Origin of the sequence: Rhizobium sp. CCGE 510 (assembly GCF_000292525.1) — a bacterium.
Lineage (GTDB): Bacteria > Pseudomonadota > Alphaproteobacteria > Rhizobiales > Rhizobiaceae > Rhizobium.
On sequence record NZ_AEYF01000048.1, the window covers coordinates 99,821 to 116,128 of the forward strand.

Annotated in this window: 15 protein-coding genes and 3 pseudogenes; 3 read left to right on the forward strand and 15 right to left on the reverse strand. The window is 61.4% G+C overall.

All coding sequences use genetic code 11. From position 1 onward, the window contains the following. Position 1 precedes the first annotated feature (1 nt). Complete coding sequence (locus RCCGE510_RS28860; RefSeq protein WP_007636192.1) at positions 2 to 538, reverse strand: hypothetical protein; 537 nt, start codon at positions 536 to 538, stop codon at positions 2 to 4. Positions 539 to 636: 98 nt separating this feature from the next. Here RCCGE510_RS28860 and RCCGE510_RS28865 point away from each other — a divergent pair, with 98 nt between their 5' ends. Further along, a complete protein-coding gene (locus tag RCCGE510_RS28865; protein WP_007636193.1) occupies positions 637 to 1,008 on the forward strand; it encodes a hypothetical protein in 372 nt (123 codons plus the stop codon). A gap of 854 nt (positions 1,009 to 1,862) precedes the next feature. Here the strand turns inward: RCCGE510_RS28865 and RCCGE510_RS34910 are convergent. The 5 genes and pseudogenes from RCCGE510_RS34910 to RCCGE510_RS28890 form a co-directional block, all read right to left on the reverse strand. Beyond that, complete coding sequence (locus tag RCCGE510_RS34910) at positions 1,863 to 2,102, reverse strand: hypothetical protein (protein ID WP_037080298.1); 240 nt, start codon at positions 2,100 to 2,102, stop codon at positions 1,863 to 1,865. 100 nt (positions 2,103 to 2,202) lie between these two features. Next, positions 2,203 to 2,486: pseudogene (locus RCCGE510_RS34915) on the reverse strand (type II toxin-antitoxin system RelE/ParE family toxin). Continuing rightward, positions 2,473 to 2,772, reverse strand: coding sequence for a type II toxin-antitoxin system RelB/DinJ family antitoxin (locus tag RCCGE510_RS28880; protein ID WP_007636195.1), 300 nt, complete (start codon positions 2,770 to 2,772; stop codon positions 2,473 to 2,475). The pseudogene RCCGE510_RS34915 and the gene RCCGE510_RS28880 overlap by 14 nt, the downstream one beginning before the upstream one ends. An 820-nt stretch (positions 2,773 to 3,592) precedes the next feature. Further along, positions 3,593 to 4,785, reverse strand: a pseudogene (locus RCCGE510_RS28885) (IS256 family transposase). Between the two features lie 254 nt (positions 4,786 to 5,039). Continuing rightward, positions 5,040 to 5,522, reverse strand: coding sequence for a hypothetical protein (locus RCCGE510_RS28890; RefSeq protein WP_007636198.1), 483 nt, complete (start codon positions 5,520 to 5,522; stop codon positions 5,040 to 5,042). A 581-nt stretch (positions 5,523 to 6,103) separates the two neighbouring features. Between RCCGE510_RS28890 and RCCGE510_RS36080 the strand changes: the two are divergent. Continuing rightward, positions 6,104 to 6,217, forward strand: a pseudogene (locus RCCGE510_RS36080) (WGR domain-containing protein); the annotation flags it as partial. A 204-nt stretch (positions 6,218 to 6,421) separates the two neighbouring features. On the opposite strand, the gene RCCGE510_RS35315 reads toward RCCGE510_RS36080, so the two are convergent. Both RCCGE510_RS35315 and RCCGE510_RS28900 read right to left on the reverse strand, forming a co-directional pair. Continuing rightward, entirely contained in the window at positions 6,422 to 6,589 is a 168-nt protein-coding gene (locus RCCGE510_RS35315; RefSeq protein ID WP_007636199.1) for a hypothetical protein, read from the reverse strand. Between the two features lie 320 nt (positions 6,590 to 6,909). Continuing rightward, positions 6,910 to 7,224 carry a DUF736 family protein gene (locus tag RCCGE510_RS28900; RefSeq protein WP_007636201.1) on the reverse strand — a complete coding sequence of 105 codons (315 nt, stop codon included), beginning with the start codon at positions 7,222 to 7,224 and terminating at the stop codon, positions 6,910 to 6,912. Between the two features lie 625 nt (positions 7,225 to 7,849). Between RCCGE510_RS28900 and ltrA the strand changes: the two genes are divergently transcribed. Next, complete coding sequence (gene ltrA, locus RCCGE510_RS28905) at positions 7,850 to 9,376, forward strand: group II intron reverse transcriptase/maturase (protein WP_007636202.1); 1,527 nt, start codon at positions 7,850 to 7,852, stop codon at positions 9,374 to 9,376. An 880-nt stretch (positions 9,377 to 10,256) separates the two neighbouring features. Here ltrA and RCCGE510_RS28910 read toward each other — a convergent pair. From RCCGE510_RS28910 to RCCGE510_RS28935, 7 genes are all read right to left on the reverse strand, one after another. After that, positions 10,257 to 10,643 (reverse strand): DUF2958 domain-containing protein, encoded by a 387-nt coding sequence (locus RCCGE510_RS28910; protein WP_007636203.1) that lies wholly within the window; start codon positions 10,641 to 10,643, stop codon positions 10,257 to 10,259. Positions 10,644 to 10,740: 97 nt separating this feature from the next. Then, positions 10,741 to 11,667, reverse strand: coding sequence for a zincin-like metallopeptidase domain-containing protein (locus RCCGE510_RS28915; protein WP_007636204.1), 927 nt, complete (start codon positions 11,665 to 11,667; stop codon positions 10,741 to 10,743). 326 nt (positions 11,668 to 11,993) lie between these two features. Further along, the gene (locus RCCGE510_RS28920) at positions 11,994 to 12,581 is read right to left on the reverse strand and encodes a hypothetical protein (RefSeq protein ID WP_007636205.1); all 588 of its coding nucleotides are present in this window, start codon (positions 12,579 to 12,581) and stop codon (positions 11,994 to 11,996) included. A 373-nt stretch (positions 12,582 to 12,954) separates the two neighbouring features. Continuing rightward, on the reverse strand, positions 12,955 to 13,077 hold the full coding sequence (locus tag RCCGE510_RS36005) for a hypothetical protein (RefSeq protein WP_276310697.1): 123 nt from the start codon (positions 13,075 to 13,077) through the stop codon (positions 12,955 to 12,957). 9 nt (positions 13,078 to 13,086) lie between these two features. Next, positions 13,087 to 13,959, reverse strand: a complete 873-nt coding sequence (locus RCCGE510_RS28925) for a hypothetical protein (RefSeq protein WP_037080165.1) — start codon at positions 13,957 to 13,959, stop codon at positions 13,087 to 13,089. Beyond that, entirely contained in the window at positions 13,956 to 14,429 is a 474-nt protein-coding gene (locus RCCGE510_RS28930) for a hypothetical protein (protein ID WP_007636207.1), read from the reverse strand. The genes RCCGE510_RS28925 and RCCGE510_RS28930 overlap by 4 nt, the downstream gene beginning before the upstream one ends. Positions 14,430 to 14,524: 95 nt before the next feature. Continuing rightward, complete coding sequence (locus tag RCCGE510_RS28935) at positions 14,525 to 16,267, reverse strand: ParB N-terminal domain-containing protein (protein WP_007636208.1); 1,743 nt, start codon at positions 16,265 to 16,267, stop codon at positions 14,525 to 14,527. Between the last annotated feature and the right edge of the window lie 41 nt (positions 16,268 to 16,308).

The window sequence follows — 16,308 nt, forward strand, 5'->3', positions numbered from 1 at the left end:
GTCAATACCAAACGCGCTGTTTACCGGCGCCGTCGATGGTGACATCGACATAGTGCGGCTGCGATCGCACATTCGGACGGCTTATCGGGAAGCCCGTGCATTGGCGGCGCCCGTCCACGCGCTGCCAATGTGGCGACAGGACCGAATTGTCGCGGGAAGTATCGTCGTTCCCATCCCAGCAGAGGCTGTTGCTCACCGGCTGCGGCGATGTCGACACGCAGGTTGCTTGCCGACCGCCGCGACCGCTATCAGTCGTGAGCTTGTACCCCGCATCGCAATAATAGGGTTCATAGCCCGGCCGCGAACTCTGAAAACCGACGCCACTGCATTTGGGGAACACATGCCCCTCGGCAAGCTCCCGCCACAGCTTCTGGATCGGCGGCCGGCATTCGGCATATTGCGTCGGCCCGCCGGGATTGGAAAGGCATAGGATAACCTGGCATCCCCAATCCTCGGCCAGCGCTTTGCTGCCGAAAATAAGATAGGGTGGCGCAACGAAGCAGACCGTAAGCAGTGAATTCAGGAGAAGGCTTTTCATGAACAGGATCCTTCGAGACGATGGCGCCCTATTGCGTTTCGGGAGACCCAATCTGCCTGCCCGCATTCATACTGTCGTATATAACATAGTTAAATGACATGACAAGCGCGATTAAAACGCAATGGCACAACCTTGCCTTCTCGGGACTCATTCTCCATGAGATCCTCGACCATCCGCTGGAGGACGAGACCCCGCAGGCGAGGCTGAAGCAGATCGGCATGATGACGATCCTCTATACGATGACTCAGGCCCATCAGAAGCTAACCCTCTCTAATATAATTGAGATTACGGAGCTGACACGCAGCGGTGTGAAGGAGACGGTCGACCTTTTGGTAAAGCGGGGAATGCTGGTGGAGACGATGGGGAAGAACTCCATGGGCCGGGGGACGGCGCGGCAATTCGAGATCTCTCAGGACCTCCTGAGCAAGCTGAGCTCTTTCCGTACCAGCCAGGAGGCGGGGTTAAACTGACTGATTTTCGCCTTTAATAGAGTGAGATGCGAATCATCTGGCAGTCCCGATCGTATGGTTGCCGGCAGCGATCAGGGATAATGGGGCAACCCGCCCGCAGGCGGGTTCCAATCAAACAATAAGAGTATCGGAGAAATCAGCATAGCGGCGCCGTCAGGCGGATTTCGGGAATTCTCGCCACGCTAAGGGCGGAACAAGGGCAGCCGCAGGAGCCTCAGCATAGCGGCCGGCAGGGAGGCGGGACCGACTGCCCACGCCCGTGCGTTCCGTTTGTCTGCAAAGTGTTTTGCACGCTGTAATCTACGCCCGCGCAAAAGCACGCCTCCTGATGAGAGGTAATTGACGACGATTTTGACAAGGCTGGAGCCTCGCCCGTTGTGGCTCGATTGAAATCCGCCATCTGCAGTTCGGATGTTCGCCGAAGGGTTTGTTGAGACCCCGGACATGGGCTCTGAGCCATCCGCCAAGCCGAAGGGCAAAAACTGTTGTGATTACGTCGCTAAAGACAAGCCATCGGTCGCCAGTTTTTTCTCCAATTCCCTATAGGCAGAGATAAGAGCGGCGATATTTTCAGGATTGCAAGCAGCGATAAATTCGCGATTTTCAGCGGCTTCCGACGAGTGCGATCTAACGTCGGCGATCGCTTTGAAATTTATATCCTGGTAGGGTGTTGTCGTCGCAACGCATCCACCGCCATAACTTTCGGAACCCTTAGATCCACGACCTTACCATGGTCCTGGAGTCGCGCTTTCAATAACGCGCTCTATTGCGGCGATGATTTTCGTAACATTCATTTCGCATCAGCTCCAATTCCGACCAAGCCATTTAAAACCGTAAGGCGTTAGCAAACGTGATCAGTGATTGGTTTTTGCGCCATCGCCGCTGACGGCAAGGCGCTCCGCTTCGGCTATCGCGGTTGCTTTGGTTTTGAAGGGACCGATATCATGCTCTTCAGTGTCGGGCAGCCATTCCGCGAGGAACCACCATCCGCCAGGGCGGTAGCTGGCACTGCTTCTCACCGAGCCGACCCCTTTTGCGAAGAACCAGCCGGAGTCGATTCCGTCCTGCTCCCACGAGATGTTCTGATCTGTCACGGCACACTCCACGTTCGTTCTTTTGTCGGGGGTAATAACTCGTCGTCGGCAATGCGCCGTGGGAAAGCTGCCTCCGAGAGGCGATTCCGGGTAAATTTTCTCAATTTTGTGGTGGCCATTGTCGGCGGCGTGCAGCACACGCTGGACGCGGACCGTGTAGGGATCTTCCGTGTACACAACGATGTAGTTTGCTCGCACAATCATTTCCCGCGTACCTTCGACCCGACCGGACCGGTAAAGTCGGGGATGCTCCGGCAGCTTCGCGGCTTTGGTCTCGATATCATCTTTCAACCTTTGCGCGGCGTCGGGATTGTCGTCTGAGATGTAATCGACAATCGCCAGCAGATCGGCTCGAGCTGCTTCCGACCATTCAAGCTCGGGCACGGCGCTTCCTGTCGATCAATGCTTGTGCCTCATCCATGACCTGCCGATGCGGCACGCCTGGCCGAGTATCGGCCAGAGCCTCGCGCACCTTGGCACGGAACCATTCGTCGTGGGCTTCCGGGTCGCTCGTCAGGCCGGCCGGCAATCCGCCCTCCTTGGCGACGCGGGTGAGGAAGATCCGCACGGCGTCCGAAACGGACAAGCCGAAATTGGCGAGCGTTTCAGTGGCGTCGGCCTTGAGCTTGTCGTCTACTCTAATGTGCAGCATGGATGTATGTGCGGCCATCGCCGTTTCTCCTGATCTCAACGTTCACGCATATATGTATCTCAATTGAGAGATATTCAAGAGTATGCCATACCTTGCCTTCGTTCCGGTGGAGTGTCGCCGCAGTTGCATGTTCACCGATCCGGAGTATCGCTCATTGCTCTCATCGCGCAATCACCCAGACGCTGATTCACCCATCTGCCGACATCGCGTTTGAGATAGCGAGCCGAGCATCTTGGCAGCTTTCCTCTCCTCCGTGCAAAGGAAGGCCGGGATCCGGCATCCATAGCGTCTCGATGACAATCGCCCCTCGGGCGAAACGGCTAATGGTATACCATTAGCCTATCCTGGGGGGGGCATCACAAACCAACTGGTCTGGACGCCGTGACCGAGGCGCCAATGCTGTTGCGAGTCGTCAGACAAAGCAACAGCGATCACAGGCTTGGCATGTGATCCGCGCAGGAGGAACAGCGCGGTGGCCAGAGCAGTTGGTTTGTGATGCTGAAGCGAGCCGTCGTCGCGAGCTGTCGGGATGTGCGTGACCGAAGGGAACGGGCATCGATGACATGCGAACGATGAGACGGCGAGCGCACCGCAGGAGAGGATGGACACCTGGAGCGGATGCCCGAAGCATGAGGATGTAGCGCAAGGTGTCCATCCTCTCCGTCGTATTTGAGAAAGTCGCGGCAGCGTCCGTCTACCGGCCCGAAAGGCCGGGCGGGTCTTAACCCGCTCCACAGGGAGAGGGGAGTTTGAGGGGAGAGGCGGCAAGTCTCTTCCCTCAAGATAGCACGCGGTTGTGTGCGTCAAGTTCAGCAAAATGGGGCAGTCATGAGACTGGTCATGCGGCGTTGCGGAGAGCGAGTTTTTTGTGCTCTCTGAGGTCGTCCATGTTGATGTAGCGGTTGGCCTCCATCCAGTTTTCATGGGTTTCGACGGCAAGCGCCCGGACTAGGCGCAAGCAGCTGTCGGTGTTGGGAAAAATACGCACGACATAGGTTCTGCGCCGGATCTCCTCGTTGAGGCGCTCGAGCATGGTGCTCTTGAGATGCTTGTGGTGAGTGCGCGGCAGGCGGAAGAAGGTGAGCGTCTGCTCGATGGCCTCCTCGACCCAGCCGGTGAGGCGCGGATATTTGCCGGACCATTTGCCCAGCCAGGCGGCAAGATCGGCCTTCGCCTCGTCGATGTCACGCCGGTCGTAGATCCATCGCAGTTCCTGCAGGCAATCGTCGCCGTGCTTGCGCGGCAGGTGGTCGAGCGCATTGCGCAGGAAGTGCACGTAGCAGCGCTGCCAGGCGGCTTCCGGAATGACTTCGCCGATCGCCGCGACCAGGCCGGCATGATCGTCGGAGACGACGAACTCGATACCCTTGAGGCCGCGGGCTTTCAACCCCAGTAGGAAGTCTTTCCAGGCCGAGCGGCTCTCGCGGCCGGCCATCTCGACGGAGAGGATCTGCCGCCGGCCATCCCAATCGATGCCGACGGCGATCAGCACCGCCTGGCTCCTGACGACGCCGGCCTCTCTGACCTTCTCATAGCGAGCGTCGACAATGAATAGGGAAAGGGCTCTTGAAGCGGGCGGCAGGCAAAGGCCTTCAGGCTTTCGTCGAGGCGCTTGTTGATTGCTGAGATCGATGACGCCGAGAAGGCGTGACCGCACAGTTCCTCGGTGATCGCCTTGACCTTGCGCGTCGACACTCCCTGCACATACATCTCCGCCAGCGTCGCCACCAGCGCCCGCTCCGAGCGCTGGTAGCGCTCGAATAGTTCAGTGGAGAAGTGCCCGGAGCGGTCCTGCGGCACCCTGAGCTCCAACTTGCCGACCCGCGTTATCAGCGTGCGGCCGTAATGGCCGGAGCGGTAGCCGAGCCGCTCGGGTGTGCGTTCGCCTTTCGCAGCTCCCAAAGCCTCGTCCATCTCGGCTTCAAGGACCTCCTGCATGACAGCACGGATCACCTCGTGCAGCCCATCGGGGTTCGAAAGCAAAATATCTTTGACGGCGCCAACGGCAGTCTTATCTTCAGTCTTGGTCATGGTGGCGTTCCTTCCAGGGAATCAGGTGACGTTGAACATCACCAGCCTGCCATGGCCGCCCCTCTCAGCGAAATTTGCAGAACCTTCCGCACACTACCTAGCACGCACGTTCGATACCAGGTGCCGTCAGTCACGAAGCGAGAACCGGGAGGCGGCAACTTCATTAGCGGTGGCCGCCGATCAATCGGGCCCGAGACCGCTGCAGGATCCGGTGCAGGCGAGAGATGGTAGGAGCCGCCTCTCGCCCTGCAACCTCAGTGGTAAATGACGCGCCCAACGCTGATGGCGACGCCTGTTTCCCATGCGATATCGCGGATGATAGCCGCGAGGGGACCGAGTTCGGTGTCGCTCAGAGGGACCGTTGTCGGATAGCGGATCTCGATGCCGTCGCAGTCTGCCGACAGTGCGCAATGCCATTCGCCGCCGTTCACCCGATATTCGTTGGTGTCGTAATCGATCTCCAGTTCATCGAGCAGGACGATTGTGCAGCCGGCGAGGATTTCCTCCTCGCCTTGAAGCTGGCACGATATCGTCCCCTCGGGATCGTCCACGGCCATCAACTCACGCTGCAGGGACATGGTGTGGCGCGCCGATTGGATCGCACCGTCGAGACCGGCCAGTAGCCGGTCGTGCAGCGTCTTTGAGAATTCATGCTCGCAAGCGATCCGGTTCGCGCTCACGAGAAGCTTGAAGCCGGCGAGCCGGGCATAAAGCATGAGAAAGTTGAAATCAGACATAATCAAGTCTCCTTTTCGTTCTGACGAAAAGGCGTCCGCATTGGCGACCCAAGGGGTCAAGGATCGCGATAGCGACCGCCAGCGGCGGCGAGCGGAGGAACCGATTTTTCCGTCGTGTCGCGTGAGCAGCGTGGCGGAAGAATTGGAGGGGTCGCGATGTCGTTGAGGACGCCGGGGCGAATGCGACAATGGGAAGTCAGAGAGAGATAGACCACGGCGCCGCCAGGCGGCGTGACCGTTTGCCGAGCGCAGCCGGCCTTGCGACCTTTCCATTTTCCCCGAGACCAGACAATCGCGCTGACGATGCGGCAGCCGCGAGAGGGGCGTCACCCGCATGGGCGGAGAGCGCTTGCGGGCTCCGTGAGCGGAGCTTATAGCACCGACCGCCGCAGGCGGCTCGCCCGGATCATGCTGCTCGACTACAACCCATCATCGTCATGAATCGATTGAGGGCGACCGATTCAAATATCTCGTTGGACGCCGAGCCTGCCCTGCACGATTCTGCTGCCATGATTGCGCAACGCTACCAGCTTTATGTCGAACGCACAGACGCCACCAAAAACATGGCCCGCTACTATGCCATGTCGATCGAGCCCACCCTCTTCGGCGAAACATGCCTGACACGGCGCTGGGGACGCATCGGTTCCGGCGGTCAGAGACTGGTGCATCATTTTCATCGAGAGGAGGAAGCAGTCGGGCTCTTCCTCGAACTTCTGAGAAAGAAACGGTCGCGCGGATACCGACCGAAACCGAACTCTCGGCAAAAAACCGTCGCCTGCTCGGCGGCGGATGGAGAGCCGCCAAACAGCATGGAAACCACCGATGATGAAGCAGAGCTTCGAGCCCGACGCGCCGGACGATCCGGCGCGTCAGGCCTTGCGACATGGCAAAAGCCTCCCTTAGAAGGGAGGCTCGGCGCTGATGCGTCCTTCCTGTTCCGCCGCGAAGACCTCCCTCTCGGCCAGCGCCAGTTCGAGTTCCGCCTCGATCTGGCGGCGCTCGTCAGGGTCCGCGTTCCGCAGTTCGGCCTGCAGTTCCACGATGGTCAGGTCCAGTTCGTTTGTCATTGTCGTCGTCTCCTTGACGTTTGTGAAAGACGAGCGCTCCGGTCATGGCGGGATGGAGGGGTCAAGGATCGCGTCAGCGACCGGCGGAGCCGGCGAGTGGGGGAGCCGATTTTGTCGGAGCGCAGGGAACCGAAGCGGAGGGAAAATTGGGGGAACCGCTCGTTCTTGAGGCCTTCGTGCCACCATGGCATCATCGGACGGACTGAGCAGACTTTCCCTTCCCGTATGGCACCCGAAAAGCCAAAGGCCGGCTCGATGCCGGCCTTTGGCTTCCTCATGCGGAGGATGGCCCCGCCTTGCGGCGGGGTCACTGGCCGGGATCAGGCTGCTTCGCGGTTCGGGCGGGACCAGACGAGGACGTAGTCGCCGTCAGCCTCAGTCGGCCACAGCGCCGCGTTGATCGGAGCATTGAAGCTCGGGTCGTCGAGCTTGAGCGAGATATAAGGCTCGCCGTTGCCCGAGATCGCCCTCCAGCCGGCTCCGACTTCTGCGCCGTTGGAGACGGCCCGGAAATCGGGAGCGTCGCGCGAGGTGCGCTCGATCGAGGTCGGGCGAACCTTCATGCCGACCGTGAGGGTTCGAACGTTGCCCTGAATGACGTTGCCGTTGGTGGTGAATTCGCCGATGACTGCCATGACTTGGTTCGTGCGCCAAGAGTGACGGCTGGAAACCGTCACGCGCACTTGTTGCCCCTGCGGGGTGGGAGACCCCGACGCCAACGTGCCGCAAGCACGGGGGGTGAAGCAGACGGGTGAGGTAAGCCGGGTGCCTTCGGCGAGCCATAAATCAGCAGAACCCGTCAAAGTCGGACGACCAGGGACTTCCGCCCGTGGCCGGTCCGGCAAGCATGCCTGCTATGGGAAGAGTGATCGAACCGATGTCTGACGCCTCGTTGCAACATGGAACCTGCCAAACCGGAAGTGGGCAGGTCGGTCGAAAGACCGGAGTAGCGCCGATCTCCGTTGAATCACCGGAGATCAGGGGCGTGCGCTATCGCGCACGTCAGCCAGCGGCCCAGCTTGCGGTGGCCGATGGTCGGAGTTCTCACGGGGTAGAGTCGGTCCCTAAGGCAGGCGAAGGGACATCAGGTGAACTTGGGAACCTTGCCGTGTTCTCTCCCGCCGGACGGCGCGAGATGATCGAGGCGACCGATGATCGGTACGGCAGGGGGCGGAGTCTTCGTAGTAGTCCGAGGACGGGAAAGCCGTCCACATGGCGAAGGGAGACAGTGAGTGAAGCAAGCCGGCAGGAGGTGGGCCGATGAAGCCCGATGCGGTGAACACCGTGTTCGTCCTCGACATGCAGCGCAAACTTCACAGGTGGAGTGTCGCGGACGCCAACAAGGTGTTCGCGGATCTGTTCAACATCGTATGCGACCGCAGGACGCTCTCGGAAAGTTGGCGACGATTGTCCCGTAACAAGGGCAGTCGAACACCAGGAACCGATGGCGTCACGCGGAAAACGGTCGAAGAGTGGCCGGGCGGCGCTACGCAGTTCATCGAAGATATTCGAAACGAGCTGCGCGGCGGCACCTATCGGCCCGAGCCTGTCCGGCAAAGGCTGATCCCCAAACCGGGCAAACCCGGCAAGGTGCGTCCACTCGGCATTCCGACGCTCAGAGACCGACTGGTACAAATGGCTTTGAAGCTCGTGCTGGAACCGATCTTCGAGGCGGACTTCTATCCGTCCTCATACGGTTTCCGGCCCGGCAGGAGCACCCATGATGCGCTGGCGAACATCCAGCGTCATTTGCACCCCACACCCAGCGGCACCTCCGAGTACCGCTTCGTGATTGAAGGGGACATCAAGGGCTGCTTCGATGCCGTCAATCATCACGTGCTGATGGAGCGCGTACGCCGCCGTATTGGGGATCGTAATGTCCTCAGGCTCGTACTCGCCTTCCTGAAAGCTGGTGTCATGATCGAGGGTTCCGTCCATCACCCTGTCACGGGTACCCCGCAGGGCGGCATCATCTCGCCGTTGCTGGCCAACGTCTATCTGGCTGCCATCGACGAGAGATATGGACGGTGGTCGATGCGTCCTCGCGAGCGTCCGCAGAATGCAGCCGACCGGCGGCTCTATGACCGCCGGAGAAACAGGCCGACATTCTTCGCCGTGCGTTATGCCGACGACTTCGTCGTGCTGACGGATGGGACACTCAAGGACGCCGAAGCCGAAAAGCTGGCGCTGGCGCAGTTCCTCAAGCAGGAATTGCGAATGGAGCTATCGATGGAAAAGACCAGGATCACGCAGGTCGGGGAAGGCTTCGACTTCCTCGGCTACCGGGTGGTGCAGACCAAAGCGCGCCGCACCGGTCGTATGGTCGGCAATCTCTTCATACCGAAGAGCAAGCTGAAGGATCTGCGCCACAAGATCAAGGTCAGGGTGAAGGAGACACCGACAGGTCAATCCCTTGCCTATCTCATCGAGAGCCTCAACCCGGTCATCACCGGCTGGCGAAATTATTACCGCTACGCCACATGGGCTACGCGGGAGTTCTCCGGTCTGGATTGGTGGTTGTGGGAGCTCATCGGGCGCTGGTTGCGCAAGAAGCATCGGAAGGCAACATGGCGTGAGCTATGTCGCCGCTTCCGTCCAACAGCGCCCGACAGCCGCTGGCGATGGGTCGACGGACCGAAATCGCTGCGGTTCTTCCGGGAGGGCGGGTCAACCCGCTTCCCGTTCCGGGGCACACGCATACCGAACGGATGGAACGATCCCGACGAGAAGTTCCGAAAAGGAGCTGATCGCTTCTGGGCATCGTTCAACACCCTCATGTCCGTGTGAGGGCCACCCGTGGCGATCGCCACGCACGGAGAGCCGGTAGCTTGGAAACTTGCACGTCCGGTTCGGCGAGAGGGGCGCAGAAACCACCTGCCGCGAGGCAGGCAGGCGCTGTGCTCCTACTCTACCTTTCGTTGCCCGGGCCGCGCCCACCGCGGCCTCGATGGCGGTGTAAAAACCGGTGGCGATCGCCACCGCACCCGCAGGGCTGGAACAGAGTGAAAGGCGGCTGGACAGGGCTATTTTGCTTGGCGATGCAAAGGCGGGCTTGCCCCGCCGGCGGAAAATAGTCCGGGCCGGCCGTTGCGGTCAGGCGGTCGAGACGCAGTCGCCCCCCGGTCACACCAGATCCATCGAGGTCTGCGCGGGTGCGCCGATGTTCAGACGATAAGGAACCTGGCAGAGCGCGAGACCATCTGCGATCACTCACCCGCGAAAGCAACGTCATTCCAGGCGGGTTCGTTGCACACCACAGCAGATCCGGGCGCCTGCCTTGTCGAGGCCTTTGCCGATGTTTCCGTTTCCGATCGCTCTTTCCGGCACTGAGTCCTCACCGGGATAGGGCGACCTCAAAGTAGATCGGCAAGCTTCTCGGTCATGCCCACCAGCCGTGTGCTTGCCCTCCAGTCAACGGGCGCGGCTCCGCGGAAAGTGACGAGACCCCTTCATCTGATCTGGCTACCAGCTCTGCTGATGGGTTCCCCGGCCTTGTCTCAAGGCGGGGTCATCCCGCACCCTCATCGGCTGCGGGCGATCCGCCCGCGACGGGCGGCAAGGACCGGTCGCAGCGCCTCGGCGACAGTGCCGCCTGGCACTCGCGATGTTGTTGCCGAGACCGTCATCGCGTTTGCGCGGCGGTCTCCCAAAGGTTCGCTATTTTCTGTCAGCAACGAAGCGGCTCATTCCTCCTCCCGCCGAGCGCGGTGGCGGCATAGACGACACGCTCCGCTGCCCTGATACTGCCAGTCTGGCGAGCGGCTTCCGCCCAGACGGAAATCGGAAGGAGACCGGTGAACAGAAGGTCTCGCTCGATGCCCATGCCCAAGGGCAAGCGGATCGACGACATTTCGCGGAGAGAAAAACTACCGAGTTCGGGATAGCCAAGATCGGCAAGCCCGAACATCGTGTCGCCGTCCTCGTCAAGCTCGGTTGCCAGCCAGACGCCGTCGCCGAATGGATTGAAGAACTTCACCACCGGCACGTGATCCGCGCCACGGTTGCGACCATTTATCAGTAGCGTCGCGCGGATTTCAAGCGTCAGGAGGCGCATGTGTGCCTCCCATCGTCCGACGTAATGGAGCGCGTATCCGTTGGTCTGGGCGAGAACCGGACAACCAGCGGCGTGTGGGGAGATTGCGTTCCGACCATCATGCTGCTTCCCGCTCTTCGGTTACGGCCGGCTGCAGGCTGTGCAGAAAGGCGACGGCGCGCTGGGCATGGGCAGCCGCCTGAAAAATCGCCCGTTTGTCATCGGAAAGCACTTTCAGCCAACTTGCCAGGTACGAGGCATGATCGGGACGCGGCTCCAGTTCCGGAACGATCCCGAGATCGGCGCAAACGAGGCAACTGCCAATTTCGGCAATGAGCTCTTCTCTGGCTCGTTCGGTTTTGTCCTTCGAGTAACGGCTGAGATCTCGTCCGACACGATCTGGACGAGCGGTCCAATGAAGAGATTCGTGCGCTAAAACAGCAACATAAGAAGCCGCGTCGCGGAAACTTTCGAACACAGGCATCTGGATGAAGTCGCCGGCCGGAGCGTAGTAGGCTTGCGAGCCGCCATGCCGGATCACCGCGCGCGTATTGGCGAAGAAGCGGTCGGCGTGCTCGATCCGTTCGACAGGATCGATAACCCGCGGCGACCCGTGATAATACTGCTCCGGCAGCCCGTCGATCTGCTCAACGTTGAAGACACTATACGTTTTGAGGAACGGGACATCCCGCTCGACTTCGTCGCCGGCGGCGTCGGTCTCCATCCTGGTGAAGCGGCTGGCATAGACCACTGTGGCTCCGCCCTCCCCCTTTCGCACATGCGCCCCAAGTTCTGATGCTTGCCGGAAAGTCATCCAGATCGGAGCGGTAAAGCCACACGCCACACCCTCCGACCATAAGAGCAGCACGTTCATGCCGCTATATGGTTCGCCATTGTGGCGTAGCGGACGGCTGATCCGGCCGGCCGTGTTGGCCGAATTCCATGGCTGCACCCATGGGCGCACGCCCTTTTCGAGATCGGCGACGATGCGCTCGGTGATGCGCGTGTAGATGTCGATGCGATCGTTTCTTTCCTTGCCTGTCATTTTCGGTAACCTCCATTCTGGAGGCCGCGCCCATCGCGGCCCCGTCACGAGGTCCGAAGCCGGGGATGTCAGGCAGCAGGCGCACCCGAAGGGCCGTAACGCAAGTGGAGGACGGCGCAGCAGTTGCGCGTGTTGCCGGCCCCGGCAGGACCACCGTCCGGGACGGGCCGCAGGGGCGACCACGATCCTTCCTTCCCCCTTCCTTTTCCTTTCGTCGTCGACGGCGATCCCGCGCCATGCCAACAGGCCGGTTTCGCGCGAAACCGGCCTGTTCAACGTGATCGGAGAAGTGGTAGGTGGCGGGGCCGAAGCCCCGGCGATGGCGGCTACCCGAAGGCAGCCATCTGCACTTCGGTCGCCTTGTGGTCGAGGCTCTGGCCGGGATTGTCCATCGGGCGATCAAACGGCTTCCAGGCCTGTCCGACGATCTCCTCATAGGCGGCTACCGCACCTTCTGCGGCCATGCGCAGCGCATAGGCCTGCAAGCCCATGTCGGCGGCGAATTCCCGCTTGCGCTGGGCATTACCGGTGAACCCGACCGGCCCGTCGATATCCTCATCGCGCAAGTCGTTGGCGGCCTTGGCTGTGGCGTCGCGCGCCTCGGTGACGGCTCTGCTGTAGAACTGCCCGGCACCGTGGGCCGAGCCGACGAAGGCACCGACGATCCGCTGGAGATGGATCTGCATGGCGCGCTCGCCAAGGCCTTCGGACAGGAGTGCCGCGCTCTCGACGAGCAGATTTTCGTGGCCCGACCGAATGCCGTCGCCGTCGACGACAACCAGGCCGAAGCTTTCTGAGATCAGGGCTGCTTGGGCAGTATCCGGGCACGTGAGCCGGACCATTTCGAGGGTGGGGCCGCGGCGGGTCGCCTGCGGGCGGGCGGCAGGTCTTGCGGAGCGCGTGTTCTTCGTCATGTCGAAAATCCTCTTGAGTTTGCCAAAATTCCGAAAGCGTCCGGCCCTGCCGGCGTCCCCTCGGGTGCGGTCAAAAGGAACCGGCGGAACAGATCGGGTCAGGGTCCGGGGTCTGCCAGGCGAGAAAGGCAGGTCTGCGGGAAAAGCGGGGCCAAAGGCCCTGCACAGACCGCGGGCCGCCTTGCGAGGTCGGCGGGCTCCGGCCGCTTTGCGGCGCGGCACGCGGCCTTGAACCGATCTGCCGTCCGGTTCAGACCGCACGAACCCGAGGAGACGCCGACAGGCTGGCTGCCATGGTAACGAGGCAAGCCGGATTTCGACAGGAAGGAGAATGCAAGCTCGCATCGACGACCAAGCTGCGGCGTCTCCCACCTCACCCACCCGGCAGATATGCCGGCCGCGCGCCGAGGGTGGGGTGGTAGACGACGAAGAGATCTTCCTCGTCGTCGCGGGCGAGGCGCCATCCGAAGGCGAGCGCGGTGATCTTCCAGTGCATCAGCGCCTCCTACCGGTTCCAGCCGACGAAACTCGACGGACCGTCATATAGGCGGTGGCGCGTTTCATCAATGACGAAACCGAACCGACCGCGTCCTGCATATTCGTCGCTGGCGACCAGGAAGCGCCGTTCTTCCGAACGCCGATTGCCACCGAGCACTGCAACGACCTCGACGAAGCCTTTCTCATGGGCCGAGGTGATCGCGGAAATCACGATCCAGTCGCCGACGTGTTGTTTCTCGAAATTCCGGCGGTCCTTCTCCATCGACTCACAGGCGCCGAGGACCCGACCGTGAATTGCTTCCCACGCGTCCGGAAAGGATTCGCGAATCGTGCGGTCGGCGGATTTCTGCTCATAGGAAGTGAACAACTGCGGGAAGGTCAGCGCGACGATTGCCCACTCGACATCCTCCTCGTACCAGCCGCTATTTTGGCGAAGCATCGGATGCACGAGACGGTTCCGCTCAGTGGAGAGTTTGAACCCGCCATGACCCGCGGCAGAATGAGAGGCGATGCCCTCAGCATAGATCGTCGCGCCCTGCGACGCGCCCCATGGGGTATTGCAATGGACGCGCGCATCCCGGCGGTCGAGCCCACGCAGTTCACGCTTGTGTTCGGCCGTCTCGAACACGCGTTCCCGAAACGCCGCCTCGTCCGCCAGCGTCGACCCGTAGATATAAAAGTCTGAACGAGTCAGCTCGGCGAGAAGTCGTGACACGCGCCAGGCGCTGGCAAGCAGGCCTTCGCGATCCTTTCGTGGAAGCATGGCAAGCAAGGTGTCGCCGACACGAGCGACGGGGAATCCCTCGGCGCTCTGGCCGAACTCCACCCCTGAATATTCAGGGGTGGGTTGGTCGTGAGGTTGGTTGGCAAGGGCCCTCATGCTGCCCTCCCGTTGACAACGGCAGCCGCGATCTCGTCGGCGGTCACGTCTTCAAGAACGGCGTTCGGATAACCGTGCTGCTTGAGCCAAGCTTCGGCCGCTTCGCGGTTTTCGGCGAGGTGGACCAGCTCCGCATATTCGCCGGCTCGGTCAAAAATCCGAACCGAGCCGAGTGGCGGACGTTCGAGAACCTTGAAGATCAGGTCGGAATCGATGCCGAAGGTCCGGTGAACGCGGATGACGATCGTGCCATTGCTGCCGATGTCGCCTTCGTGGATGGTGAAATCAGGTTTTGCGACATAGCTGCCGGTGGTTCTCTCGCCGTGCTTGCGGAGCAGCCGTCCCTGGCTGTTGCGGGTCTTCCATGCGGAGAGCTTCTTCTTGTGCCGCTCCGGCGGCCGCGAAGTGCTGTCGGACCAGGCAACGATGGACCCGATCGGGGCGAGATCATAGATGAGAGATGCAGACATGCGCTTTCTCCTGTTGAATTGCGGATGATGGAAACGGAACCGCCGCCAGCTGGATGCCGGCGGCGGACGTCATTCGGATTGTGGAACCAGCGCCGCTATTCGGCGGCGACCTGGTAGGGATCAGCGTCGCTCCCGCTCTCTTCCGGGGCCGGGCCATCCTCAGACAGATCCTGCACACTCTCCTGCTCGTCAGGATCGACCGCACCGGTTTGGTCCGTCGGGGCCGACGGCTCCTCGGCCTCGTCGTGGCTGGCAACCGTGTTGCTCAGCAGCCAATCCATGAGCTTGGCCGCATCGGGTGCGAAGAGTGCGGAGGAATGGACGAACCGCTCCGCCTTGAAGTGCTCGGCGAGTGCGGTGCGCGTCTCCCTGACCTTCTGGCGCGGCGTCACCGACGTCTCCGCGCAGGAGGCTTCGAGCGCCGGTCGCGACAGGCAGGACAGGAACTCGTCGGTGCCCATGTTCGGAAGGAAGCGATCCGCGCCAATCGCATCCCCGGCGACGCGCGCGACAATACCGCTATTGGAGGCGTTCTCCCGGCACGACAGCACCTCAGTCAGCATGCCGCGGGCGGCGAGCTGCAGCGTCTCGCGGTCGAAGGCGAGCTTTCCCTGCTCATCGAACAGCATGACCGCGTGACGCGCAAAACGCTTCATGCCGAACACGCCACCCCCAGCGCCCGAATGAACGGAAACGTTGAGGCCGGCGAGTGCCAGCACCAGCAGCGCCGTCAGCGTGTCGTTCTCGACCGGTGCGCGGGCGAGCGCATCATGCAGTGCATCGGTGCGATAGTCGCCGATCATCTCGATGCCCATGCGGGTGACGTCGGGCCGCGGCCTGGAGGTAACGATAGGTTCGTCAGAACCGCTTGCATCGCCGGATCCGTCCTTGTCCTTCGCCTTCTTCGGCGGCTCGGGCATGCGGTAGTTCACCGACTGCACGCGACCCTCGCGATCGAGATACATGGCCGTGTGGTCGGCCTTGCCTGGCTTGCCGTGAACGCGCTGCGCTTTTGGCGGCAGTTTCACCTCGCCGTAGTTTGTTACTTCGGCGATGGTGCCGCGTTTGGGGAGATTCTGGGTCATCCACTCCTGCTGCGCCCCGAGAAAAGCTTCGACATCCGTGGTATAGCGGCCGTCCTGATCGCCCTCGGCAAACAGATCCTCGACCCATTGGATGCCATAAGCGGCTGCGAGATCGTCTCCGAAGCTCGCATCGTTCGCATACATGCGCTTTTTCGTCAGCGCCTGGGCGACCGACCACCACGTGACGTGCGGATCGACCTTAGACGGCTTGTGCTTCTTCCAGACTTCCTTCTGTTCTTCTTGCCGCGCCGCCGCGATGGTGCGCAGCTGCTGCTCGTTCGGCATGTCGCCCTTGGCAAACTGGTCGAGGATTGCCGGCAGGATGTTGGCGCAAAGCCGAAGCTGCTTGATGCGGCGCACCGGCAGCGACAACGCGATCCCGATGCCCTCCTCGGTCCAGCCGAGTGCGACCAGCCGTTCGATCGCCCGCCACTGATCAACGGGATTCAGGGTTTCGCGCGCGATGTTTTCGACGACGCTGCGCATGGCGCCGTTGTCGTTGGCAGGCTCGTCGACGAGAATGTCGATCTCGGCGAGTTCGGCGGCGATTGCAAGCCGGACGCGTCGATGGCCACGGTCGATGACGAATCCGTTGCCGCCATCGCTTCGGGGAACGACGACCGGCGGCTGTACGAGGCCAACAGCCTTGATGGTCGCCAGCATCATCGCATCGGCTTGGGCGGTTGCCGGTGTGTGTCGCGACCTGTCGGGATTTTCCTCCAGTGCTCGCGGGTCCACTTTCATGAGATACATGGAATGCTCCTTTCGGGATGTGGGAGGCAGCCTTCTGGCCG